This is a genomic window from candidate division WOR-3 bacterium, from assembly GCA_039801725.1.
Taxonomy (GTDB): Bacteria; Hydrothermota; Tepidihabitantia; order Tepidihabitantales; family DTDR01; genus DTDR01.
This window is the reverse complement of sequence record JBDRVE010000013.1, coordinates 1-24898: the sequence shown is the minus strand read 5'-3', so window position 1 is coordinate 24898 and position 24898 is coordinate 1. Positions and strand designations below refer to the sequence as shown.

At 30.2% G+C, this 24898-nt stretch carries 28 protein-coding genes; 7 read left to right on the top strand and 21 right to left on the bottom strand.

The annotated features are described in order from the left end of the window. Positions 1-59 precede the first annotated feature (59 nt). Genes ABIK75_04065 through rimO form a run of 3 tightly spaced genes read left to right on the top strand, consistent with a single transcriptional unit; the run spans position 60 to position 2325 of the window. Positions 60-608, top strand: a complete 549-nt coding sequence (locus tag ABIK75_04065) for an outer membrane lipoprotein carrier protein LolA (protein MEO0090261.1) — start codon at positions 60-62, stop codon at positions 606-608. Next, positions 608-1000, top strand: a complete 393-nt coding sequence (locus ABIK75_04060) for a PaaI family thioesterase (GenBank protein ID MEO0090260.1) — start codon at positions 608-610, stop codon at positions 998-1000. Before ABIK75_04065 ends, ABIK75_04060 begins: the two co-directional genes overlap by 1 nt. Next, positions 997-2325, top strand: a complete 1329-nt coding sequence (gene rimO / locus ABIK75_04055) for a 30S ribosomal protein S12 methylthiotransferase RimO (GenBank protein MEO0090259.1) — start codon at positions 997-999, stop codon at positions 2323-2325. Before ABIK75_04060 ends, rimO begins: the two co-directional genes overlap by 4 nt. Here rimO and ABIK75_04050 read toward each other — a convergent pair. The 4 genes from ABIK75_04050 to hydG are packed head-to-tail and all read right to left on the bottom strand — an operon-like array spanning position 2273 to position 6998. Further along, entirely contained in the window at positions 2273-3016 is a 744-nt protein-coding gene (locus ABIK75_04050; protein ID MEO0090258.1) for a D-alanyl-D-alanine carboxypeptidase, read from the bottom strand. The genes rimO and ABIK75_04050 overlap by 53 nt on opposite strands. A gap of 14 nt (positions 3017-3030) precedes the next feature. Further along, positions 3031-4374, bottom strand: a complete 1344-nt coding sequence (mgtE, locus tag ABIK75_04045) for a magnesium transporter (GenBank protein ID MEO0090257.1) — start codon at positions 4372-4374, stop codon at positions 3031-3033. A gap of 56 nt (positions 4375-4430) precedes the next feature. After that, a complete protein-coding gene (gene hypC / locus ABIK75_04040) occupies positions 4431-5609 on the bottom strand; it encodes a HypC/HybG/HupF family hydrogenase formation chaperone (protein MEO0090256.1) in 1179 nt (392 codons plus the stop codon). Positions 5610-5612: 3 nt separating this feature from the next. Beyond that, positions 5613-6998, bottom strand: coding sequence for a [FeFe] hydrogenase H-cluster radical SAM maturase HydG (hydG, locus tag ABIK75_04035; protein MEO0090255.1), 1386 nt, complete (start codon positions 6996-6998; stop codon positions 5613-5615). Positions 6999-7091: 93 nt separating this feature from the next. Here hydG and ABIK75_04030 point away from each other — a divergent pair, with 93 nt between their 5' ends. Both ABIK75_04030 and ABIK75_04025 read left to right on the top strand, forming a co-directional pair. Further along, positions 7092-7628 carry a ribonuclease H-like domain-containing protein gene (locus ABIK75_04030; protein ID MEO0090254.1) on the top strand — a complete coding sequence of 179 codons (537 nt, stop codon included), beginning with the start codon at positions 7092-7094 and terminating at the stop codon, positions 7626-7628. A 1-nt stretch (position 7629) separates the two neighbouring features. After that, complete coding sequence (locus ABIK75_04025) at positions 7630-8898, top strand: hypothetical protein (protein MEO0090253.1); 1269 nt, start codon at positions 7630-7632, stop codon at positions 8896-8898. Between the two features lie 445 nt (positions 8899-9343). On the opposite strand, the gene ABIK75_04020 is transcribed toward ABIK75_04025, so the two are convergent. The 17 genes from ABIK75_04020 to ABIK75_03940 all read right to left on the bottom strand — a co-directional run bounded on the left by ABIK75_04020 (position 9344) and on the right by ABIK75_03940 (position 21930). Continuing rightward, positions 9344-10147, bottom strand: coding sequence for a hypothetical protein (locus tag ABIK75_04020; protein MEO0090252.1), 804 nt, complete (start codon positions 10145-10147; stop codon positions 9344-9346). 62 nt (positions 10148-10209) lie between these two features. After that, the gene (locus tag ABIK75_04015; GenBank protein ID MEO0090251.1) at positions 10210-10878 is read right to left on the bottom strand and encodes a hypothetical protein; all 669 of its coding nucleotides are present in this window, start codon (positions 10876-10878) and stop codon (positions 10210-10212) included. Positions 10879-10892: 14 nt separating this feature from the next. Then, the gene (locus ABIK75_04010; protein MEO0090250.1) at positions 10893-11606 is read right to left on the bottom strand and encodes a hypothetical protein; all 714 of its coding nucleotides are present in this window, start codon (positions 11604-11606) and stop codon (positions 10893-10895) included. A 6-nt stretch (positions 11607-11612) separates the two neighbouring features. Beyond that, positions 11613-12821, bottom strand: coding sequence for a VWA-like domain-containing protein (locus tag ABIK75_04005; protein MEO0090249.1), 1209 nt, complete (start codon positions 12819-12821; stop codon positions 11613-11615). Positions 12822-12823: 2 nt separating this feature from the next. Beyond that, on the bottom strand, positions 12824-13855 hold the full coding sequence (locus tag ABIK75_04000; protein ID MEO0090248.1) for an ATP-binding protein: 1032 nt from the start codon (positions 13853-13855) through the stop codon (positions 12824-12826). 22 nt (positions 13856-13877) lie between these two features. Then, entirely contained in the window at positions 13878-14276 is a 399-nt protein-coding gene (locus ABIK75_03995) for a hypothetical protein (GenBank protein ID MEO0090247.1), read from the bottom strand. Positions 14277-15055: 779 nt separating this feature from the next. Then, on the bottom strand, positions 15056-15334 hold the full coding sequence (locus ABIK75_03990; GenBank protein ID MEO0090246.1) for a hypothetical protein: 279 nt from the start codon (positions 15332-15334) through the stop codon (positions 15056-15058). Between the two features lie 387 nt (positions 15335-15721). Further along, positions 15722-16057: a hypothetical protein gene (locus tag ABIK75_03985; GenBank protein MEO0090245.1), complete on the bottom strand. Its 336-nt coding sequence runs from the start codon at positions 16055-16057 to the stop codon at positions 15722-15724. Positions 16058-16231: 174 nt separating this feature from the next. Next, a complete protein-coding gene (locus ABIK75_03980; GenBank protein MEO0090244.1) occupies positions 16232-16597 on the bottom strand; it encodes a hypothetical protein in 366 nt (121 codons plus the stop codon). 439 nt (positions 16598-17036) lie between these two features. Further along, a complete protein-coding gene (locus ABIK75_03975) occupies positions 17037-18242 on the bottom strand; it encodes a VWA-like domain-containing protein (protein MEO0090243.1) in 1206 nt (401 codons plus the stop codon). Between the two features lie 48 nt (positions 18243-18290). After that, positions 18291-19346 (bottom strand): AAA family ATPase, encoded by a 1056-nt coding sequence (locus tag ABIK75_03970; GenBank protein ID MEO0090242.1) that lies wholly within the window; start codon positions 19344-19346, stop codon positions 18291-18293. Between the two features lie 27 nt (positions 19347-19373). Beyond that, positions 19374-19688: a hypothetical protein gene (locus ABIK75_03965; GenBank protein ID MEO0090241.1), complete on the bottom strand. Its 315-nt coding sequence runs from the start codon at positions 19686-19688 to the stop codon at positions 19374-19376. Between the two features lie 16 nt (positions 19689-19704). After that, positions 19705-20010, bottom strand: a complete 306-nt coding sequence (locus ABIK75_03960) for a hypothetical protein (protein MEO0090240.1) — start codon at positions 20008-20010, stop codon at positions 19705-19707. A 261-nt stretch (positions 20011-20271) separates the two neighbouring features. Further along, positions 20272-20544 carry a hypothetical protein gene (locus tag ABIK75_03955; GenBank protein ID MEO0090239.1) on the bottom strand — a complete coding sequence of 91 codons (273 nt, stop codon included), beginning with the start codon at positions 20542-20544 and terminating at the stop codon, positions 20272-20274. Positions 20545-20623: 79 nt separating this feature from the next. Next, complete coding sequence (locus ABIK75_03950) at positions 20624-21004, bottom strand: hypothetical protein (GenBank protein ID MEO0090238.1); 381 nt, start codon at positions 21002-21004, stop codon at positions 20624-20626. 19 nt (positions 21005-21023) lie between these two features. Continuing rightward, positions 21024-21239, bottom strand: coding sequence for a hypothetical protein (locus ABIK75_03945; protein ID MEO0090237.1), 216 nt, complete (start codon positions 21237-21239; stop codon positions 21024-21026). A gap of 7 nt (positions 21240-21246) precedes the next feature. Continuing rightward, positions 21247-21930 carry a hypothetical protein gene (locus ABIK75_03940; GenBank protein MEO0090236.1) on the bottom strand — a complete coding sequence of 228 codons (684 nt, stop codon included), beginning with the start codon at positions 21928-21930 and terminating at the stop codon, positions 21247-21249. Between the two features lie 648 nt (positions 21931-22578). Here ABIK75_03940 and uvsE point away from each other — a divergent pair. Further along, positions 22579-23532: a UV DNA damage repair endonuclease UvsE gene (gene uvsE, locus ABIK75_03935; GenBank protein ID MEO0090235.1), complete on the top strand. Its 954-nt coding sequence runs from the start codon at positions 22579-22581 to the stop codon at positions 23530-23532. After that, positions 23508-24233, top strand: a complete 726-nt coding sequence (locus ABIK75_03930) for a DNA-formamidopyrimidine glycosylase family protein (GenBank protein ID MEO0090234.1) — start codon at positions 23508-23510, stop codon at positions 24231-24233. Before uvsE ends, ABIK75_03930 begins: the two co-directional genes overlap by 25 nt. Positions 24234-24898: the final 665 nt, after the last annotated feature.

The following is a 24898-nucleotide window of genomic DNA, read 5'->3' as shown; positions in this document are numbered from 1 at the left end:
TAAATTTTTTTAATTTGTCAATAATTTGACTTTTGTTAATTAATTTATTATAATAAACTATGAAATATTTCCTTGTTTTTCTTTTATTAACGGGTTTAAAAAACGAAAAAGTCTTGTGGGAAAAGATAAAAAATTTCTACCTTAATTTAAAAACTCTCTCCGGTCAATTTTTACAAAGAGAATGTGATGAAGAAAGCGGTGTCTGTGTAGAGTATCGAGGAAAATTTTATATCAAAAAACCCTATTATTTAAGATTAGAAATAACCGAACCAGAAGATTGGCTGGTTATCAGTGATAAAGAAAGCATCTATTTCTATTACCAAAAAGATTCTCTTTACCAAAAATTATCAATCAAAGAATTTAATCCTTTCTTAATCTTCTTTACCTTTACTCAGGATACCCTTTTTCCCATAATAAAAGAAAAAGATAAAAAATATTATCTTTTAGAGTTTCCTTTTAAAGACTATCGATTAAATTTACGGATAAGAAAAAAGGAACTTATGATTGATAAGATTGATTACCAATGGAAAAAGAAAAAATTGGAAATTTATCTGTTTTCTCAAAAATTAAACAAAGTATTAGCGGACACACTTTTTATTAAAAAATAATGCTTATCAAATCAAGTAATTATTGTTTTGCCTGTGGCGATAAAAATCCTATTGGTTTCCAATTAAAAATTGTTGAAACCGAAAATGGTGTAAAGACTGAATTTATTCCTAAAAAAGAATACGAAGGCTATCAGAACATAACTCACGGTGGGATAGTAGCAACTTTACTTGATGAAATGATTGCCTGGGCTTGTCGCAAAAAAGGATATAATGCGGTGACTGCTGAATTACAAGTCCGTTATAAAAAACCAATGGTTTTAAATAAAAAGTATTTTGCCTATGGCACAATTATAAAAATCCATCACCAATTAATAATTGGGGAAAGCCAAGTTTTTGATGAAGAGAAAAATCTTATTGCTTATGCCCAGGCAAAAATGTATCTAATCTCTTGAAAAAATTTTCCTTAATCTTTTTGGGCTGTCCCAAAAATCAAGTTGATTGTGAAAAAATTATCTATTCTTTTTTAAAAAGAGGCTATTTTATTACCATCGACTTAAAAAAGAGCGATATTGTTATTTTAACAACCTGTGCTTTTATAAAAAAGGGTGTTAAAGAATGTGAAAAATGGATTAAAAAATTAATTAACTTAAAGAAAAGAAAGATTATCAAAAAGATAATTGTTTTTGGTTGCTTAGTAGAGCGGGAGAAAGAAAAATTGGTAGAGAGATATCCCGAAGTTGATTATTTTATCGGTCTCGGCGGATTAAACAAGATGTTTTCTTTAATAAAGAAAAAAGAAAAATATTATCTATCACCAAATAAACAAATTTTAATTAAAACCTTGCCCAGAATAATCGTTACTCCCTACGCCTATGTAAAAATCGCTGAGGGATGTAATAACTACTGTTCCTATTGTCTCATTCCGAAAATTCGTGGTAGATATCAATCAAGAGAAATTGAAGAGATAAAAAAAGAAGTAAAAGAACTGGTAGATTTGGGAATAAAAGAGATTATTTTAATTGCTCAAGATACAACTTTCTACGGTGCCGATATTTATAATAAACCATCATTAGCAAAATTATTAAAGGAATTGGTAAAGATTAGAAATTTAGAATGGTTAAGAATTCTTTATACCCATCCTGCCCATTATGATGATGAATTAATCAGTCTTATAAGAAATGAAGAAAAAATTGTAAAGTATCTTGATATTCCTATTCAACATATTTCTGATAAAATTTTAAGATTAATGAACCGTCCTTATACCAAAAAAGATTTAATTAAACTTTTGGAAAAAATAAGAAAAATTCCTAATTTGGTATTGAGAACGACAGTAATGGTAGGTTTTCCTCATGAAGAAGAAAAGGATTTTTTAGAGCTCCTTTCCTTTATTAAAGATTTCAAATTTGAATATCTTGGTTGTTTTATTTATTCTCCCGAACCAAATACCTCGGCTTATGAATTGGGAACCCAGATAAATGAAAAGATTAAAAAGGAACGATACCAAAAAATTATGGAGACTCAGCAAAGGATAACTTTTGATTTTCTTGACTCTTTAATAAACAAAAAATTTAAAGTCCTTGTAGAAAATCATAACTTCGGTCGAGCTTATTTCCAAGCTCCTGAAATTGATGGTAATATTATTTTAGAAAATAATAATATAAAAATCGGTGAATTTAGCGAATGTGAAATTTTTAAAAGAAAGGGGTACGATTTAGTAGGAAGAATTATAGGAGGGCAAAAAACTCATCGAGAAATTTCCAATAATTTTCCGGTATAATTTTGTCATTAATTATTATAGAAAAAATATACTTTTTATCTTTTTTAAAATAATAACCACTTAAGGAACAAACATTTCTCAAATAGCCTGTTTTGGCAAATATTTGATTTTTATAATTTAATAATCTCTTTTTTAAAGTTCCTTTCTTGCCACTCACTGCCAAACTGTTTAAAAACTCTTTTTGGTAAGGAGAGAAATAAAGATAAATCAGAAGATTAATCAGAGTGTTAGTGGTTAACCGATTTTTTTTTGAATAACCGCTACCATCAAAAATTTTTAAATTACCAGTAGGTATTTTCTTCTCTTCGAGAAATTTTTTAATAATTTTTTCACTGCTTTTTTGTTGATATCTTCCAATTAAATAAAAAAGGAAATCGGCTAATTGGTTATTACTTTTACTATTTAATTCTAATAAAATTCGTTTTTTATAATATATCTTACCTTTTTTATATCTTTTTAAATAACCCAAAAATTTTTTATTCCAGTTTTCTAAAAGGTAACTACTGATTAAAAGTTTTAAATTGGAGGCTGGTATAAGAGGTTTATCTTCATTACAAGAGTAAAGAACTTTTTGATTATCGATAGAATAGATAACAATACTTATATTATTTCTATTTAAACCATAACCTTTTATTAATCCATCTATCTGAGTGGATAGAGTTAAACCTACTAACAAAAGAAAACTAACCATACGCACAATTGGCTTTATCGGAGAATAAAATAAGCAATAGCAAAATAGATTGCTAAACCAGTAAAATCTAAAATTGTGGTTAATACCGGGCTACTAATTACTGCTGGGTCTTGTTTTAATTTAGTTAAAATTATTGGCAAAATGGTGCCAATCAAATTTGCCCAAACACAAATTATCAAGACAGTTAAGCCAACAACAAAACTAATCCTTATATCTTTTCGCAATAAAAAACTATAGCCAAATAATAAGAGAAATAAACCACAACCTAAAAGGAGACCTACTAAAAGTTCTTTTCTTACAATCTGCCACCATTTTTTTAAATCCAATTCGCCTAAGGCAATTGCCCTCACTATCAAAGTGGCTGATTGGGAACTGGTATTACCACCGGTATCGATCAAAACCGGAATAAAAAAACTTAAAGCAATAATCTTGCTTAAAAGGTTTTCAAAAGAAGCAATGATTGAACTAGATAAAAATCCAGCAACCGCTAAAAGAGAAAGCCAAACAATCCTTTTTTTAAAAAGGGAAACTGTCGGTGTTGCCGTATAACTAAATTTTAAAGGAATAACACCTGCTCTTTTGTGCAAATCTTCAGTTGCTTCTTCTTCGTATACATCTAAGATATCGTCAACAGTCACAATTCCCAATAGAATATTTCTTTTGTCAACAACTGGTAAGGCAATCAAATCGTATCTTCGCATCATTTTTGCTGCCTTTTCTTGGTCTTCGTACACATTTATTGCTACGTAGTCCCTTTCCATAATTTCCGAAATCCTCTGTAAAGGTTCAGCCAATACTAACCGCCTTAAATGAACCTCTCCGATCAATCTGCCTTCATCATCAACTACATATAGAATATTTATTGTTTCAGCATCTTTGCCAAATTTTCTAATATGTTCTAAACTATATTTCACTGTCCAATGCTCTTTAACTTTCACATAGTCGGGGGTCATTAAACGCCCTACCGAATCCTTCGGATAGCCAAGCAAATCTAAAGCCTCTTTTCTTTCCTCCGGAGGTAAAAGACTGATTAATTGGGAAACCACTTCGCCAGGCAATTCTTCAAATATCTCGGTTCGGTCATCGGGCGGAACTTCTAAAAGAATTTCCTTCATTTTTTCATTAGATAAATTCTTAACCAGATGGGTTTGGACATTCCTTTCTAATTCAACAAAAACCTCTGCTGCTAATTCGGTAGGCAGAAGTCTAAAAAGAATCAATCTCTCTTCTTCTTCTAAACTTTCCAAAAGATCAGCAATATCTGGAGCAGGCCACATTGAAATCAATTCTTTTAGCGCCCGCCAGTCTTTATTTCTTATTGCCTCTTCAATTTCCGGTTTCAAAAGTTCTTTTAACATAAAGAAAAATAATAATTAATAAAAATTATTTGTCAATTTATATTAATTTAGGGTTCTTACAAACCGATATCGGCTGGTGCCCGACCAAGTTCGTGAAGAAGAGCAATTATCTCTTTTATTTTTTGATTAATATCTTCACCAACACCATCCCGATTAGGATAAATTTCATATAAATAAGCATATTCCTTCGGTGTTAAATTAATCATCAAAGAGTTGGCACCGGCTAATAAACCTTTTTTTAATCCATCTTTTTTATCTAATGTCTGCATAGCAGTAGTAACTAAAATTTTACTATTTGGATAAAGAATCCTTGCTTGAGCAATTGTATCTAAAACCTTTTCCATTGGTGGTGGCAAAAAGTCTTTTAAAGGTGTATCGGGATGGGGAATAAAAGGACCAAAAGAAAACATCTCAGCACCAAGTTCATTAGTTAAAGCAAGGTTATTTAAAATATCACCTTCTTCCTCTCCGGGCAAACCAATCAAAAAACCAGTCATTATTAAATAACCAATCTCTTTTAACTCTCTTATTAAATTAACCCGATCTTCTAATTTATGACCGGGTCTCATTTTTTCATAAACCTTCTTATTACTTGTTTCAAACCTCAAAAGAATAGCACGGGCACCAAGTTCGTAAAGTCTTTTATAAATCTCAATTTCCCTCTCGCCAATACTTAATATTAAAAGACAAGGGCTTCCTTCCATTATTCTTTTTACAATATAAGATAATTTATCTATATCATAATATAAATCTTCACCCGATTGAAAAACCAATGCCTTAAAATTAAGTTTGTTAATAGCATAAAAGGCTAAATTTATTATCTCGTCAGGTTCCATTCGGTATCTTTTTAACTTTTTATTATCTTTTCTTAAACCACAATAAAGACAGTTATTGCGACAATAATTTGAAAATTCAATTATTCCGTGAATACAACAAGAATTATCGTGATATTCTTGACGAATTCTATTTGCAATCTTGTATAAATCTTTTGAAGGATAGGTAACCCTTAAATCAACTTCTTTTAATTTATAAAAAAATTCTTCCCAAATCTTCAATGTCTCTCTTGCTTCCTCTTCAGGAATTTTTTGGATCACAAAACCACCTTGGGCATAAACATAATCGCCAATCTTTAAATCATAAAAATCATTTCTTACTTTTTTAATAATACCAAAATATTCAATCTTACAAATATTATCTTCTATCTCAATAACTTTTCCCGGAATCGCATAACACATATTTTAGAAATACAAATCTCTTTCTCCCTTTTTTATTCTTTCTATTCTTTTTATTGTCTCTTTTTTGATATTTTCGTTATCAATCTGATTGAGATAATATTCCACGACTTCGTATCCCTTTTTATAAATCTCTTTTTTACCGTTAATTTTAGCAAAATCTTCTAAATATTCTACGAAAGTTAAAATTCCATTAGGTCGGCAAAATTTATTAATTTCACCAGGTTTGGCAAGATTCATAAAATCTTCACCGGTTCTACCAACCCGATAACAAGCAGTACAGAAACTGGGAATTAATTTATCTTTTAAAATATCATTAATGACTTCTTCCAAGGTTCTTAAATCATATATTTCAAACTGGGCTTCTTCCTTAGAAAAATTTCTATAACCACCAGGAGAGGTTTTTGAGCCTGCCGAAGTTTGGGAAATACCCAATTTAAAAGCAACTCTTCTTATTTCGGGTCTTTCCCTGGTTGACAAAATCATTCCCGTATAAGGTACGGCAACTCTTAAAATCGCAATAATCTTTAAAAAGTCTTCATCAGAAACCGGATACTCTGGCTGATAAGTTACGGTGGGTGCCTTTCTAAATCGGGGAACAGAAATTGTATGGGGACCAACACCTAAATATTTATCCATAAATTGGGCATGGGAAACCAAAGATAAAACTTCAAACCGCCAGTCATAAAGTCCAAAAAGGACTCCAATTCCTAAATCATCAATTCCTGCCTCAAAGGCTCTAATATGAGCGGTAATCTGCCTCTCATAATCACCTTTTGGTCCTTTATGTAATTTCTTATAAGTTTCATAATGATAGGTTTCTTGAAATAATTGATAAGTACCAATTTTTGCCTGCTTTAATTTCTTATAATTCTCTTTGGTTGTGGCTGAAATATTTACATTTATTCTTCTGATATTTCCCTTTTCAGTTTTTACCGAATAAATTGTTTCAATTGCGGAAACGATATAATCTATTGGATTATTCACTGGGTCCTCACCACATTCCAATAATATTCTTTTATGACCCATCTCAATTATTCTTTCTGTCTCTTCTTTTATCTCATCTAAACTTAACTTTCTTCTTTTCATTGGATTTCTAATATGGAAATTACAATACTCACAATCATTAACACAGAAATCAGAAATATATAAAGGAGCAAAGAAAACCAATCTTTCACCATAAATCTCTTCTTTTATCTTTCCGGCAATCTTAAAAAGTTCATCAATAAGTTCTTTATCTTTCAAATTGGTTAAATAACCAACCTCTTCTAAGGAGAGCCCTTTCTTCTCTTTTGCCCTATCAAAGATTAATTCAATAGTTTTCTTATCAGGGTTTTTGGTCTTTTCTAAAATTTCAAAAATTTTTTCTTCGTCGCAAATATCTTTAATCACACTCATTGGATAAATTATAATTCTTATTTACAATAAAATCAATAATATCTTTTAAATTATTGCGAAAAAGATAAAAATTGGCAAAATTAATTGGTGAAGAGGATTTTAGATAAAATCTATAAATTATTTAATATCCTATTTTTTAAAAAATATGAAGGCTATTTAGATATTGAAACAACCCATTTAGAGCCAGAAAAAGGAGAATTGACAGTAATTGGTTTTGGGATAGATAAAGGTAGGAATTTTGAATTTATCCAATTGGTTGAAAACGAGATAAATCCTAAGAGATTAATTAGGATAATAAAAAGAATAAAAATCCTTTATACTTATAATGGCACTGATTTTGATTTAAAATTTATCAAAAAGAAATTTAATATTGATATAGAAAAATATTGTATCCACAAAGACCTAATGAAGGAATGCCATAAGAGAAACCTTTATGGTGGTTTAAAACAGGTAGAAAAGAAATTAGGTATTGAGAGGAAAATAAAAGATATAAATGGGTTTACTGCGGTGAAACTCTGGCAAAAATATAAGTTGGGTGATAAAAAAGCCTTAGAAATTTTATTAGAATATAATAAAGAAGATATATATAATTTGAAAGTTTTAAAAGAGAAATTAGCGATTTAAAATGCTCAAAAGGGATTTTCTTTTATTTTTCCTACTTCTTTTAATCCGCTTTCTTTTTCTTATTCCTTTATTATCTAATGAAAAGGCAATTTTAGAGGCGATAAGCGATGCGAAGGAGTATTACGAACTTGCCCAAAACCTTGCTTTATCTTTTAATTACGAAAGGGAAGGAAATTTTGATACAAAAAGACCACCCTTTTTTCCATTTTTATTATCCTTCTTTTATCTTATTATTCCAAAACCTTATATTGGTTTTATCTTCTATCTTATCTTATCAATAATTTTCTTATTAATCATAAAAAAATATTGCGATAAAGAAAGTTTTTATCTCTTTGCCCTTTTCTTTATCTTATCACCACAAGTAAATTTTTATTCCCTTTTTCCAATTACCGATTTATTCTTTGGGATAACTCTTTTTTTGGCATACCTATTTTTAAAGAATAATAAAAATACCATCTCACTAATATTATTTTCCCTTCTGTCTTATATTAAACCAGTTGGTCTTCTTTTGCCACCCTTTTTAGCAATCTATTTCTTTATAAAAAGGAACTTAAAAAAGGCGTTTATCTTTTTTATTATTCCTTATCTTTTTACTCTTCCTTGGTCCTTTCTTATTTATAAAAAGATAAACTACTTTACTTTTTCTACTTTACCTTATATCAATTTCTTTTCTTATTATCTACCGGTTGCTAAATCTTTAAAAGAAGAAATAAGTTATCAAAAGGCAAGGGAGTTAATGAATAGAGATTTAAAAGAGAGGTTAAAAGATAAGTATACCAAAAAGGAGTATTGGCAGGCAATTAGGGATATATCTTTAAAAGAACTGAAAAAAGCACCCTTACATTTGCTCTCTTCTCATATCCTTTTTTCTTTTAACACATTAATATCACCAATTTCTTTTAAACCCTTATTAATCTATTTAAATAAAGAGATAGAAAAACCTATCCAACAAGAAGTTTTCTCTTCTATTTTAAAAGGGAAGATAATAGAAGGGATAAAAACTTTTCTTTTCGAACGGTTGATAAAAATTGGCTTTTTTGGTATTTTTCTTCTAATATATTCATCTATCTTCTTAATTTTTCTTCTAATTTACTTTGTGAAAATAGTTATAAAAGATAAACCTTTATTAGAGTTATTAATTATATTACCTTTAATATTTTCCACTGGTGTTGTTGCTGAAGCAAGATATCGGCTCTTATTTGAAATCATCATCTATTTTTTAGTTGCCCAATTTATAATAACTTTCTTAAATCACCGAAGAGGAAATTAACAAATAAATGATTTAGAAGGCAAAGGTATAGGGGGAGGGGGTATATACTTATAAGTTCTTATGAATCAAAGACTTATATAGTCATAGGGATATCCCTATGACTATCTACTATACCATCCTTTAATTAATCCTTTATTTTCTTACAGATATTAATTAAAAAGGGTTTAAGAGGATAATAATAAAAAGTATTAAAGTTGGCAATTCGTTCATTATTATTTACAATTTTTATATCTTTTTTCTAAATATAGGTAGGTTAATAATTCCAAATCATTTTTTCTTTTCTTAACTATGAAAATGGCATTGAGTTTCAATCCCTCATAATAGGTAGGCTAAAAAACTTCTCCATTCTATGAATAAACTTAAAGCAAGATTGATTATTCCTCCTTTAAACACCAATTTTTCTTTTATGAAATCCTTTGGAAGATAATAACTTCTTTTAGTTTATTTAATAATCGAAAATTCTATAAACTTTTTCTAGGTAGCCTAACAGATTAAATATCTCTACATCTTTTTCGTTCCGAATTTTTGATGCAATCCATCTCCATTTCTCTTTATCAGCCAAATAAATATCTCCTTTTACTTCTAACCAAATTGCTTCTTTCTTAATATTTACTGTATAGATAGTCTCAGGTACCAAATTGATAAACTTTACTTTTACCTCCGTTTTAGGTTTGAAAAGAGATAGTTCTTCTAATGCTAATTCCTTAAGTTCAAAGGCATACTTATCATCATTAGAATATCTTATTATCCGCCTATTTCGGTTAAAGATTACCTCTGAGGCATCCATATTTTCTAAAAGATTCCAATGTTCCTTTACTTCATCTTTATTCAGTTTTATAAATAAATCAAAAGAAGCGTTTGCTTTTGTTAGCGATTTATCAATACTTTCCTTTTCATTATCATAGTAACTAGCAACTTCACCTCTTTTAATCAGGTCAAAGGATATGTTAATTTTTATCGCCATAGGACTCCTCAATAATTTTCTTATTTTCTTTAATTCTCTTTCTTCTATTTTGATTTTAGAAAACCAAATTCCATCAATTAAGTGGGTTATTTCAGAGGTATAATTATAAGAAGGAACAATCACTACACTTCTTTTAAGATGAGGAAAATAAACACCTGGCAATCTTGACAAAATTGCTCTATCTTCACAAAAATAGATTGGACTTTCTTTTCCGAAAGATATTGTTATCAATTTGTTATTTCTTTTTAATATAAAGGTATTCTCCCTTCTCTTAATTTTCCACATCTTATCTTTATAATGTTTCAAATTATTTAACATCGCTAACCAATACCAATCAACTTAAAATTTTAAAACTTTTTGTTTTTTTTTGCTGATCGGATAAATTCTAATAGGTTAGTTTCTTCGGTCATAAAAGGAATTTCGAACGGAATTCTCAGAATAATCTCCTTTCCTAGCTTACCAATCCTGATATAATTAAATTTTTTTATCAGTGGTTTATAATCCTTTAGAGAAAAATAATTATGACCAAAAAGAATCATTAAAAAATTATCTTCCGCTCTTTTTACAAAAGATGCCTTTAAATTTTGATATTTATCTAAATTACCAATCATTATATTAACCTTTAAATCATCTAAAAGAAAATGAATTTTTCCTTTTTTCTTCTCCGCTACAAATTTCAAAGTCCAGACATTCTCTTCTTCAACCAATTTTTTAAAATCAGAAAAAGAGAGAAAGGAAATCAAAGGAACTGATATAGAAAGTTTCAAATTTTTGATATTTATAAGTTTAACATCTTTTGCCCTTTGATTATAAAATACTCCAAACTTAAAATTATGGCAATAGAAACCAATCCTTTTTTTTATTTGGGCAAGTTCTTCGGTTACCTGAAAGTTTAAGTTAGATGGAAAAGAAAAGGAAACGTATTGATACTTCCGTTCGGCGACGGCAATAAAGGCTACCTCACTAATTTTATTTTTATACTTATCTTTTTTTATTTCGTATCGCCATCTTACCATAATTCTCCTTTCTTTTATATATCCTCCTCAGAAAAATAATCTAATAATCTCAGAACATTCAAATCACCTTTTTCTTTTATCAAAAAGAAAACCTCTATCGGTATTTTAAAGGAATGAAAAGACTTAATGTTAACTGTCGAATTATCATCGGAAACACTTAATATTAATTCATTCCTTTCGCTCTTTTCTTTTAGCCAGTCCCAAAATATTTTAAATTTTTCAATACTTATAAAGTTATTGCTGGTAGAACGCCATTCAAAACACCAATAGTCAGAATAATTTTTATTTCTTTTGATATAGCAAAACCTCTTCATTTTGAGAAAGTCTATCTTTTTTCTTGAGGCATTAACTTTAATCTTAAAATATTCAATTCCCGATTCATCGATCTCGCTATAAACTTCGCAATTATCATCCGCCTCATCAAAAAGAGCAAATAAATCTCCCTTTTTCCCTTTATAGTATATTTCTAAAGGAAAATTGGTTAATTTTATGTTGATAAGAGGAAATTTTTGTTTTAATTTGTTAACCTTTAAATAACATTTTTCCCCGTCATAAACCAATATTCCTGAACAGTCATTAAGGAAGTTTAATGTTTCTTCTAACGAATAGAATCGGTAATTATCACCGTGACAAAATTTTAATTCGCCGGCGGTCCAGCCAGCGCTATCTTTTAATCTAAAATACAAATCTCCCCCAGTATCAATAATAACTATCTTTTCGTATCTCATTTCTTTTTAGGAATTTCTTTCTTCCTTTAATAACCACCAATCTATCTTTTTACCCCAAGGAATCTTTTTTGGTTTTATTAGCACCCAATAAAAATTTTGGGGATTAATCTGGACAGGAGGCTTCTCAGGAACACCGTCAGCATCCAAATCAGTAAAAAAGAAAATCAATGCCTTCTTTAATTCCCTATATGAAATCTTGGCTTTCTTTATCCATTGGAATTCAAAAAATTTCTTAAAATCTGTCCCTCCGCCACCCTTCAATACCAAAGATGGAGGAACCTCTTCCAACCATTCAATGCTTTGGATTTTTGCATCTATTTGAATTAATAGCACTTTTACTTTTTCAGCCACTATTGCGAAAACTTCTTTAAAAAAATCTCGCCACCAAGGAGAGGTGCTGCCGCTGGAATCAATTACGAGGATCAACTTTCTTTCTTCTTCTGCCTCATAAAGAGGTATAAATACACCGTATTCTTCATAAAGATAATATCTCTTTGGATTTAAAAGAGAGAGGGCAGCATCACCGAAGGTCCGTTTTACTACCTCTGCTACTTCTCGCCGGGGGAGTTTTCTCTTAACTTTAATTCTTTCTAACTCTAATGCTAAAGAACCAGGCTCCTTACCTCTTCTTCTCAAGACTTCCACGAGTTTTTCTAAGATGGCCGGTATTATTTCGACCATATCTTGTTCATTTTTCTCACTCTTTTCAATATCAATAAATAGTTTTCCCTTAACCATATCATAGACCCAACCTTCCTTTTCTTTCTTATCTTTGATTTTTTCCTCTAATTTGTGATAAATCACCTCCGTTCCATCTTCTTCTTTTATTCCTGCTCGGAAAAGCGTATTTAACCATTCAATAGTAATTGCTGATTTAGGAACTTCCATACCAAAATCTCTTTTTAAAATATTATTTACTACCGCATCAGCGGCTAAATTCCATATTTCTAATTGGCGGCGTTCTATTCGATAACAATGAAGTAAGAGAATATGCAGAAGTTCGTGGAAAAATATAAATAATTGCTCTTTATCATTAAAGAGAGAGAAAAAAAGATCAGGGTGAATCTTTACCTCTTTTCCGTTAGTTAAAGCCGGATAGGGAATATTGGGATCAATTTTAAACTTTACGAAAAGAAAAGTATACCCTACATCTGGAAAAAGGGAAATGGCATTAACTTTAAGTTTTCTTAATTTTTTTTCAATATTCTTATCCATTTTTATTTATCCAATATCTCTTTAAATACTTTAAAAATTTTCTTTCGTTCGGGTAATTTATCCATCACATAACATTTAAATTCCTCATTGCTTTGTAAAAGAAAGAGAAGCAATTCTTGAGGAAATTTGTAAATTATCTTTGCTACTTTATCCCAGTAGGATTTATCTTTGAGAAGATAAGCAAGTTGGATTACAAAGGCAATAAATTGCTCTTCACTCAACTTAACCTTATCAAAATTATCAAGGATATAAAAAACATTCACCGCAGAAGTCTCCTTCCAAATTTTGTAAGTACCGTAAACAGCCTCACCCATTATCACTTTTAACAACAGATTTTCCATCTCTCTCTTTTCTTTTTCGTTGAGATTTAAATTCTCTATAATCTTTAAGGTGTTAGAGCATCTTTCTAAGGTTCGGGGAGTTAATTTTTCTACCATCTCTGGTTTCCATTTTATAAATCCTAAAATGGAAGGATGGAAATCTCTTTTTATTGCGTAATCGAAAAATTCATCAAAAGAGAAGGTTAGTTCTACGCGGATACACCTATCAAGAAAGGCTTTAGGAAACTCCTCAATACTCCAACCTAAACCTTCGTAGTCTAAATTTCCAATAAGAATTGTTAAAGTGTTAGGTGGTAGTTCTTGGTCTTCTATTTTTCTTTCTAAAAGCAATTGGTACAGAGACTTCAAGACATTTTTATTTGCATGGGTAAATTCATCAAATAATAGGACCACTCTCTGTTTCTTATTATATTCATCCCAAGCCCTTTTCATAATTTCCGAAATAGCCCTTACTGAAACCATTCCTTTTTCGGTTTTAACGGGGAAAATTGCTCCGATTAAATCAAAGGGCTCTCTTATTGAGAGATAAATTTCTACTAAACCCGCATTAGCCTCCGTGGCTATCTCTTTTGCGATTTGCGTTTTACCAATTCCCGCCTTGCCCACCACCATTAAAGACCAATCGGGATATTGTAAACAAAACTTTAATAATTTTTTATATTGAGTTGTATTAATTTGAGTAAATACTTCCATTGATATTTAAACTTCTTTTATTCTATTTTAATTTATTTTTATAATTTAACATTATTTTATCTAACTTTTTACACTCTTTTTCAGCAATTTTGTATAAATCGGGTCGAGATAGAAAGAGAATAATTCTTAACTCATCTCGTTCTTTTTTATCAAAAGCAGCAATTAACTTACGACAAGTAATAGCACCAACATTGCCTCTAATAAAATATTTTTTTACTATTTTAAAATCCCTTTTAGGAATGTGATGAGACTCTATCAGTGCCAATCTTAAATCAACATCGGCCATTATCTCTTCTAAAATTTTTTCGGGAATTTCACTCAGAGAATTAAATTTTAAACGGTGAAGAAATCCCTCTTTCTTCTTTTTACTCCATTTTTTCCATTCTTCCCAATTGATTAACTTATCTTTTTTTATAACCAAAAAATTTTCCTTCTCTTTTCTATATTTACTCTACTTTTTAATCTTTCGATGATTAAAAAACCAACCTTTTTGGTCTGAGAAAGAACAGCGAGAATGTATCTCACGATATTTATTAAATAGTTCCAATCCATTTTCCAATAATTTTTTGAATTACCACCGCCCCACAAGAAACTATAAGATTTTGACAATAAGAGTAGCGAATACTTAATCTCAGTGTTTCTGATGGATACCTCCAATACTAACACCTAACTTATTAATCTTCCATTCTCTTTGCCAAAAATACACAGCACATTATTACATTCCACTTTCTTCTTTAACTTTTAAACATAATACTAAACTCCTTAAATTCATAAATTTCGAAATTGTGCTAAAATAATGCTAAGGAAAAGGGATAAGAAGATACCATTCTTTTGTAATAAAAATTCTAAAAATACTAATGGGAAAATTACTAATATCCAAAACAGCATCGATGCTTTACACTCTAAGAACTTTCTTTTATTTACTTGCAGCAATCTTTCCACCGGAAGAACCAAAAATATTAATTCCTTAACTTTCACCAAGTTTTTTATATATAATATAAGTTAATTTGACAAAATGTCAAGCGAAATTTTGATTCTCATAAGATGATAAATAATTAAATAATTTCCTTTACTCTTCCATTCACCGTCATCCAAATCCTTCATTAAAAGGCAACAAGCGTCTCAAAATTAAAATATCTTCTCTATTCTATTTTTACTCCTTATCTTTAATTAAAATTTTCCTTTGTCGATAATTATGAATCACCAAATCAACTCCCAACCTGATGAGACTTTACTCTTTATCTCCTGCACCGCGCTGCTTAAAGGTAACTGCCTTTTATATAGATGCACAATGTAACCACTTGAACCTTTGGTATAAGAATACTCACCCCTTACATACTTTCCATCGTACCTCCAATGCCAAAACTCCACTATCCCTTTTGCCGGATTCTCCTTTCTCAAGACCACTTTACCATCTTTCTCTAATAAATTTCTAATCTCTCCTACCGAAAATGTCTTTCTGTTTCTAAAACTAAACATAATACACACCCTTTCTTCATTCTATTTAAATGGTTACCAAAAATTTTTTGCTTGTAAGGAACCATATTTTTCCCTCCTAAACCGAGAAAGGATATTAATTTTATTTTTTAATACTTTTCCTTTTAATTCCATAAGAGAAACGCAAAATTATTATATAGTTTCAATCCCTAATAACAAACTAAAACCCATATCAGACTTGATTTCTTTTATCTTTCCGAATTCTCAAAGAGCATAAAATTGTTACATTAACAATTATTAATTTTAACAAAAAATATTGAAAATCAATATCAAACTCCATTTTCGCCCCTTTTGTTGAACCTTCATACTTTTTACATTATCTAACATCGATAAAAATCTCCTCCCAATAACTAAAAAGTATTAATTCTTTTATAGAATTTTATTATACTTTAAAATAAAATTCCACAAAATCTCCTCTTCATTATAAAAAACATATTTTTCTAACAACCACTTCCCAAAGTGAGAAAACAAGAATGTTTCAAATTCCTTTTTATTCATTTCATTTATATCATCCAAAGTAAAAAAATCAGTCCAACTAATCACAGAACCTTTAATAACTTTGCTGAACACTACCTCTAAATTTTTTGGCATATTTAATTCTATTAAAGTTAAACAAATATCTCTTAAATCAAAGGAATTCACAAAATCCATCATTGCTAAAACCTTTTCCTTCTTTATGAAACCCATCTTTAAATTTTTTGACACTCTACAATATATTCTCCAATTCTTAATTATCATTCTTCTAAAATAAATAATCTCTGGAAGATGCTCCTTCTTTATAAAAGACTTCGCAAATTTCTTTTTTTCAAACATTTTCTTCTCTAATTTTTAAACCCCCTTTAACCATTCTAAAAGTTTTTTCATATCTCATATTCGCTCCTAAATCTTTCCAAGAACTTTTAAAAGAACATAAAAATCTCTTACAAATTTCTTGTCGAATCGTATTTCCCAAAAACCTTTTATTAACTGATAAACCCTCTCCTTAAATCCCTTAAAATTCTCTTCCTCTTTTGCATATTTCTCTAAAATAGATATTGGTAACGGGAATTCAAAATATTTATATTCCTTCCTTAAAGCAATATTAATATAAACTTCTCCCAAGGTAAAAAATACCTCTATGGAAGGATAATCTTTCTCAAACCTTTCCTTTAACTCTTTCTCAAACTCCTCAAGAATTAACTTTTTCTTTGAAAGTAAATCCACCTCTTTTTTCTTTTTCTTTATCTGTTTATTAGGCATATTCATAAAATCTTTTTTTAAAAACCACAATAAATATCAAAAAGATAAAATTATTTAAAATAACCGCAACTGAAAGATGATATTTTTAGTTAAAGGATCTCTAATTTTTATCTGAAAAACTGTCCAAGTATTATCAAAGTAAAGAGAAAAGATATCCGATTGGATTACCATTTTTATCGACTCTAAAATTTTCCTTTCAAAAATCTCAAAATCTTTCTCAGCAAGATAATCAGAAATTTATTTAATAATATCTGCGAAGAATTCATTTATTTTGTTATTCGGACTCGGTTACTTAAGACTTGAGAAAGTAAGCCATAAAAACCCTCTACCTTTGGACACTTTTTCATTTTATCAAAATTCCTAAATCATCTTAAACTTTTTGATAGTTTACCGGATTTTATCCATACTCTTTTCTTCTTAAGCATTACTTTTTTCCATTTAATAATTAATCATCCTCGTAATCTTCTCTTCCTAATTCATACCAAGGAATTTCTTTGCCCCAAGGAATCTTAACCTTATTTATCAAAACCCAATAAAATTTCTTTCTGTCAATTTCTTTTGGACAAATTTCAGGAACTCCATAGGCAACCAAATCAGTAAAGAAGAAAATAAGAGAATTCCTTAATTCTCTTCTTGTCATTCTTATCTTCTTAAGCCATTCAAACTCGAAAAACTCCTTGAAATCTGTTCCACCACCTCCTTTCAACTTCAACTCTTTTGGAACGGTGGTTATCTTTTTGATATCCTGAATCTTTGCATCGATTTGAATCAAATATACATCCGTCTTATCTCTCGTAATTGCGACCACTTCTTCCAAGAAGGATTTCCACCAAGGAGAAGTGGAACCGGAAGAATCTATCACAACGATGACTGGTCTTTTTACACTACAAATCGGTCGAGGATAAAAAATTCCAAAGGTTTGCCAATCATGCCACCTTCTTATATCTAACTCCTGAGAATAATCTTCAACTATCATCCCTCTCTTTAAAATTTCACCTAATTCTTTCCTCGGTAATCTTCTTTTCCTTCTTCTTAAAATAAGAATCTCTTCCAAAATTCCTGGATCTTTACCTCGGTTCTTCATTCCTTCAATTACATTTTCTAATGCAACCTCTGCTTTATACTCATCCTCTTTTGTAAGATAGGGATTAGGAACCAATTTATCAAAAGATTTAAGGATTTTTCTTTGCTGATTTCGCTCTCTTCTACCCCAACCTAAGAAAAAAGGTTTCTCAGTTAATTTGTAATAAACTATTTCGACAGAATCTTCTTCACTGATTGTTGGATTAACCTCCTGTAAATCTCTAAAAGTCACCATACCTTTAACATAAAAATTTATAAACTCACTCACAATCTTATTAACAACCGCATCGCTCGCTAAATTCCAAATTATCGGATCTCTTTTCTTCATTCGAGGGATATGAGCCAATAAGATATGAAATATTTCATGAAGAATCACTCCCTCTTGGACAGAGGTAGGAAATTTTTTAAGTTCGGGACTCAGAAATATTTTCTTTCCATCGGTCTTAGCCAAAACTGTTGGAATATCCCATTTCTCTTCCCAATGGATTTCTATCAATCTTAACGGAAAAATTAGTTCCGGAAACGAACAAGTTAAATCAAAGACTAACTTTTTTATCTCCTCGTCCATAATCTCTTAAAGACCTTATTTATCCTTTGGGAACTCATTCTTGATTATTTAGATATCTATCCTTAATAATCTTCCAAACTGCTCAATTATTAATCTAAATTCCTTAGGATGTTTTTCCATTATCCATTCTATGAATTTTGGACAACTATGAAGAATAAACACTTTATACTCTTCTGGTAAATTTTCAAATGCTACAAGACATTTTTGAAATCCCTTCTCATCAGTATTCCTCAGGTAGGAAGCCAACGAGACAGTAAACGCCAATACCTCTTGAGGAGATAACCTCTGTATCTTAAATGGGTTATTAAGAACATCAAAAAAGTTAATTTTAGCAACAACAACTAGCCAAGTCTGGAATGCGCTGAATCCAGCATCTCCTAACACAGTCCTTAAAATCCATATATCCTCCCGAACTACTTTCAACAAATTAGAAGCCCTTTCCAAGGTTCTTGGAGTTATCACAAATCCATCCGTTTCCATAAAGATAATCTCCGGTTTCCATTTTACAAAACCAATAATCCTCTCATCCATACCATTTCTAAGTGCCCAATCTATCCACTCATCTAAAGAAAACACCATTTCTAATTTTAAAACTCTGTCCCAAAATGCCATTGGAAACTCTTCCATTGACCAACCTAAATTCTCATAATCCCGATTACCGCATAAGATAATTAACGATGGCGGAAGAGTAAAACTTTCCATCCTTCTTTCTAATAAGAGTTGAAACAATCCTTTTAACACCATAGGGGTAGCGTGATTAAACTCATCAAATAGAATTATCACCGGATTTCCTGTCCTCTTATAAGCAAGAGTTGCCTCGGAAATTACCTGTGGTACAGAAAGTTTTGTCACCCAATCGTCGCCAATTTTCTCGGGAATTTTAGAGCCAAATAAATCCGAAGGGTCTCTTAAAGACAATAAGAAAGTTAATACTTCCATCCGAAATTCTTTTCCAATCTCCCTAACAATAGAAGTTTTCCCAATTCCTGGTTTTCCTAAAATCATCACCGCAGGAAGGACACGATTAGGGTCCTCAAGAAGCGCTTTCACCATTGTTTTTAAAATTTTAATTACTTGTTGAGTAGTAAAGTTTGGTAATTTCATAATCTTTTTAACTCAGATCTTGGTTCTTTATATTTTCTTTCTTCTAAAAACATCGGAAGAGCCGAAATATCTTTCTCTTCTTCTACCAAATCTTTCTCCGTATTTCAAATCAAGATATCTTTCAAAAATTGCTCTTCTCTCTTCGTCGTCAAATCTTGGGTCTTCTAAGGCTCTTTCTAAAATATCCAACTCTCGTGCTCTTGTCCTTTCCCTTTCTTCGGCTAAGCGAATAGCAGTTTTGATAAGAATAAAAAGAATAAAGAAAACTCCTAAAATTATACCTGCGGTAATTTTGTAGATAACCCTTATTAAAAGAACCAGAAATCTCAAAAGGTCTTTCATTTTTAAATTCCCTTTTTTAAACTTTCGATTTTTCGGATACTGAAACCTGGGTTTTAATAAATGGATAATCAAAAATCATCTTATTAAATCTTTGTTTTATATACTCGGTTCGGCAAACCTCAATTACTTTTTGCCAATCTATTTTAGGAGCAGATTCCTCAACCTCTAAGGAATAACCTCTCAAACCGAAAGAACAGATTAAATTATGACAATAAGGACACCTGACACTTATTTCGGCATAAGAATTCGATATTTGCGAAACGATAACTTCCAATTCGGAAATGGAAATTGAGGCATCTTTTTTTATTATCTTCTCTTTCATCTTTTTTAAACATATTGTATTAAAACACTTTAACGAAGATGATAATTTAACTTTAAAAGTTTTTGTTAAATTATTTTTAAACATCTGATAAAAATTCTTAAAATCCTTTATTCTATTTTAAAAATTTTTCTTTTGGGAGATTTGCTTTGATAATTATTATCGGAAGTAATAATTCCTCTTTTCATGAATCACTCCGATGTTATCGAAAGAACCGGAAGAAATTCTATGACGCGATAGATAACCTTAACCTCATTGTTTTTCCTAATCTGTACTTGCATTTCTACTCCTTAACAACAACAAAACCTTAAACTCTACCTTCGCCTCATCACTTATCTTGCTAGATAAAATCTGAGAAGATAAATAATCACCAATCTGACCCTTAACAATATACTCAGCTAAAAACTCTACATCATTATCCTTAAAATCATAACCATCCAATAACGCTAACCTTAAATCTACATCCGCCATTATCTCATCTAAAATATCCTTCGGAATATCCTCTAACTTCAAAGGATTTTTAAATAAAAACCTCACCTTCTCCTTCTTAGTCTTCAAAGTACTCCACACCCTTTTTACATCCTCTCTACACACTTTTCCCTTAAATTTTTCCATCTTAAACTAAATTCTGTTTAAAGAATGCTAATTTATCCTTAACCTTAAAAAACCTCCAACACTCCCTCACCTTATCAATAACCCGTTCCCAATCAACACCAGAAAGATTATCCCCAATAATCTCACAAGAAGCCATTAAATCCCTACAATAAAAACAACGAACAGCAACTAAAAAACGATCCTGAAGCTTCACTACATAAACCAACACCTTATCAACCGAATGCTTACCACCAAACTTAGGATTATGCCAAGTAGAAACACTATTATAACACTCCGTATCTAACTTCTCCACAAAAGAATACGCCCTCTCATCCCTAATTTCTCTCTCCTTTAACTTTTTTCTTTTTTCTATCTTTGTTTTCTTTTCTAACTTTGTTTTCATTTTACTAACCTTCTCTCTTCTATCTTAAAAACTCTTCTAAAAACTTGCCATCCTCACTAAACCAAACCTTCTTAACATCATCCAAACGACACTTATACCTCCTTTTAACACCTAAATAATCCAACCAATAAACAACATAACCTTTAATAACATCAACCTCCTCAATAATATATCTCTTCACCTTAAACTGAAAAAAATTTAGAAAATAACTTGTCATATCTTTGATCTCTTCCATTTTTAACTTACCAATAACCATTCACTTTTAATAGAGGATAAACGACTTTGATCACCTCTCTCCTATCAGCAATTTTATAATAATCCTTATCATCTAAAAAAATGTATTTGAAATTCTCAAAAGATAAACCGTTACCAAACTGCTTATAAAGGAATCTCATTATCCAATCAATTTCTCCTTTTTTATCCAAATAATTTAGAAACTTCACTAAAAGACCTCCAAAGACTTTAAATAATTGGTATTCTACATCCGAAAGGGCTAATTCCTTCAAATCCACACCTAATGATTTATATATTATTGTATCCTTTATCGTATCCTTTAATTTCTTCCCCATTATTATGCTTGCTTCTGCTGAAAAATAGACCATTAAGTATAGGTAATAAAGACCAAACTTATTCCAGAATTCGTATACCTTTACAATAAACTCCTTCGGAACAAAAAAGCTTACCTTATTCATCTTTACATAAATGCCCCCCATTTCTACCAATACATCACTACCAATAAGAATTTCTTTTGGATATTTATCAAAATCCGGAATTAATGCTAAACTAAAATCATAACTAACATGACTAAGAATGCCAAAGTCATAACCAAGATAGCAACGTCTGCTTCCATCACCCAATAAACCTCTCTCTTTAAGAAGATCAAAAAATTTTCCTATCTCTTGTTTCTCTGGTTTTCTTACCTCCATACCTCTTAACCTCCTTTCTAATTTATTTGCTAAAAATGTTTGGAATTGATAAAATCAACTTGGTTGGTATTTTAACTTTAAAAGTTTCTGCTAAATTAATTTTTACCACTTAATTAAATATCTTTTTTTCTATTTTTTAAAAAGACCTCTTAGGAGAGATTTATTCCAGGAATAATCAGAAGGTTGTTAAGATATCCCAAGAGAGTCTTAAAAGCCCCTTTCACAAACCAAAAACTGTTTATTAATCCAGCACAAGGAATTAGAGATTTTAAAGTGGTAATCGAAGTTTCGTAATTACAACTGGAAGACCTGAACTTTGGGAAGAACCCGGAATGAAAAAAATAGATATTAAATTTTACTAACTTTTTTAAAGTTTCATAATTATTATATTTCACACTTTTTAATTCTTCTCTCTTCTATTCTATTACTATATATATTACTATATATAAATATAGCACAAAAAAAGGCAAATGGCAAGGGAAATTTTAAATGGCTAAAACATAGTTATCAGCGATATAGGGCAATAATCGGGTGGAAATAAAATAATCTAAAATAATAAATATCAAAGGATTATAAGATAATCTCCTCACTGGTTTATGTGACTCTTTAACTCTTTCTTAGGAGCCTTTGAGGAGTTTAAATAATAAGATGATTTTTTCTCAATTTTTATTAAAATTAAATTTATTGATGATTAGGATTGGTTATCCTTGTATCAATCGGACTTTAAAGTGTCGTCCGGATAAAACTTTTCGTCTTTCCTCTTTTAGCAAGAGTCTATTTATAGAAAAAGTGGAAAACAATTTAAAATGTCTATTAGAAATTCTTGATTTTAACTTTAAAAATCAGATTTATTTTTTCAGAATCTCTTCGGATACGATTCCTTTTGCTTCCCATCCAGTGAACAGGATAAAGTGGGAGTTGATTTTTAAAGATATTCTAACCGAAATTGGTAAAAAGATTAAAGAGTATAACATCCGAGTTGGTATGCACCCTGACCAATTTGTGGTTTTAAACTCTCCTGATAATGAGATAGTCAAAAGAAGCATAAAAGAACTCCTTTACCATTTAAAACTACTTGAAAGTTTAGATACAAAAAGGGATGCCAAAATTCAGATTCATATTGGTGGTGCTTATGGAGACAAAAAATCGGCAATAGAGAGATTTATCAAAAATTATAACAAACTTCCTTCATCTTTAAAAGAGAGATTAGTTATTGAGAATGATGAGCGGTTATATACCTTAAAGGATTGTTTATACCTGAGTGAAAGATTAGGGATACCGATTGTTGCTGATTATTTCCATTATCGTTTAAATAATTGTGGGGAAAGGTTTGGCGAAATTCTACGGGATGTGATAAAAACCTGGCGACCCGAGGATGGTCCGCCGATTATTGATTATAGTTCTCAAAAAGGGCTTACCAAGTTAGGCAGGCATACCCAAAGGATAAACTTAAAGAACTTCGCCATCTTTTTAGAAGAAATTATTAAGATTGATTCTGATTTTGATATTATGTTAGAAATAAAAGACAAAGAGGTTAGCGCAATCAGAGCTATTAATTTTCTTAAAAGAAAGGGGTTATGGAAGGACCCGGTGTCTATTTAATCAAAGAAAAATTATCTTTTCTTAAAGGGAAAATTCCGATTATGGTTAGTGGCAATACCAAAGAGAAAAAGGAACTCTTAATTGGCAAAAAGGTGTTAGATGTGAAATCTATGGGAAAATATTTAATTTTAGAATTTGATTCCTTTTATCTCGTAATCCATTTCCTAATGTACGGTTCTTTTAGAATAAACCAGAAGAGAAAAGGAAAAAAAGAAAGGCTATCACTCAAATTTAAAGATACGGTATTAAACTTTTACAACACCTCAGTAAAGATTATAGAAAAAGATAATTTTCGGTATGACCCAACCATTGATATTATGAGCAAAGAGTTTGACAAGTTGAAAACCAAGGAGATGGTTAAAAATTCTGACGACTTTATCTGTGACCTTCTTTTAAACCAAAATATTTTTGCTGGCATTGGTAATATCATAAAAAACGAAGCCCTTTTTAGAGCGAAAATCCATCCTTTAAGTATTGGGAAAAATATTCCCAGCGAAGATATTGACAAACTAATTCAAGAAAGTTTATCCTTCTCCTATGATTTTTACCTTGTTAGAAAGAAAAATTTAAGATTGAAAGAGAAATTAGTTATCTACGGAAAGAAATTTTGTCCAAATTGTCAAACAAGAATCAACATCAAATATTTAGGAAAGACCAAAAGAAGAACCTACTTTTGCGAAACTTGCCAAAGGTTATTTTAAAATATCATTACTTTTATTTTTGGTGGGGATATAAGTAGGGGAGCAATACCATCTATTGTGATTTAAGTCCTGCGAGGTTATAAAAAATAAATTTATTATTAAAGATATTAATAAAAGCATAGACATTAACATTAATAAAAACCTTGTTATTACCGCTAATAAAAACATTATTATTACTGTTAATAATCATTCCAATGTTCTGGCATTGAGGACCTACCCCGTATCCTACCCCTCCTTGAAGAAATCCTCTTCTTATTATTTCCTAATTTTCTTATTAATTTTCAAGGTTAGGCAAACATAATTTGGCATTTTCAAAAAATCCCTCAAAAGTTTAACTACCAAATTCCACATTAATAGATTAACCATTTATTATATTAGATTCCCTCTTTTAAAATTTGGTTTTTTTCCATCTTTTATATTTTAATTTTTATAAACCAATTGAAAAACCCTTTTCAATCCCTTATAGGTAGGCTAAAAACTGGATTTCTAATGAGTTAGTTATTCGGGCTGAGAGAGGGTTTCAATCCCTTATAGGTAGGCTAAAAACTTGAAATTACGCAACTTACGCTGAAACCCGAGAATATTATATGTTTCAATCCCTTATAGGTAGGCTAAAAACAAGCGACTTCTCAAAACTAATTGAGGAAAGTATTCTAAGTTTCAAT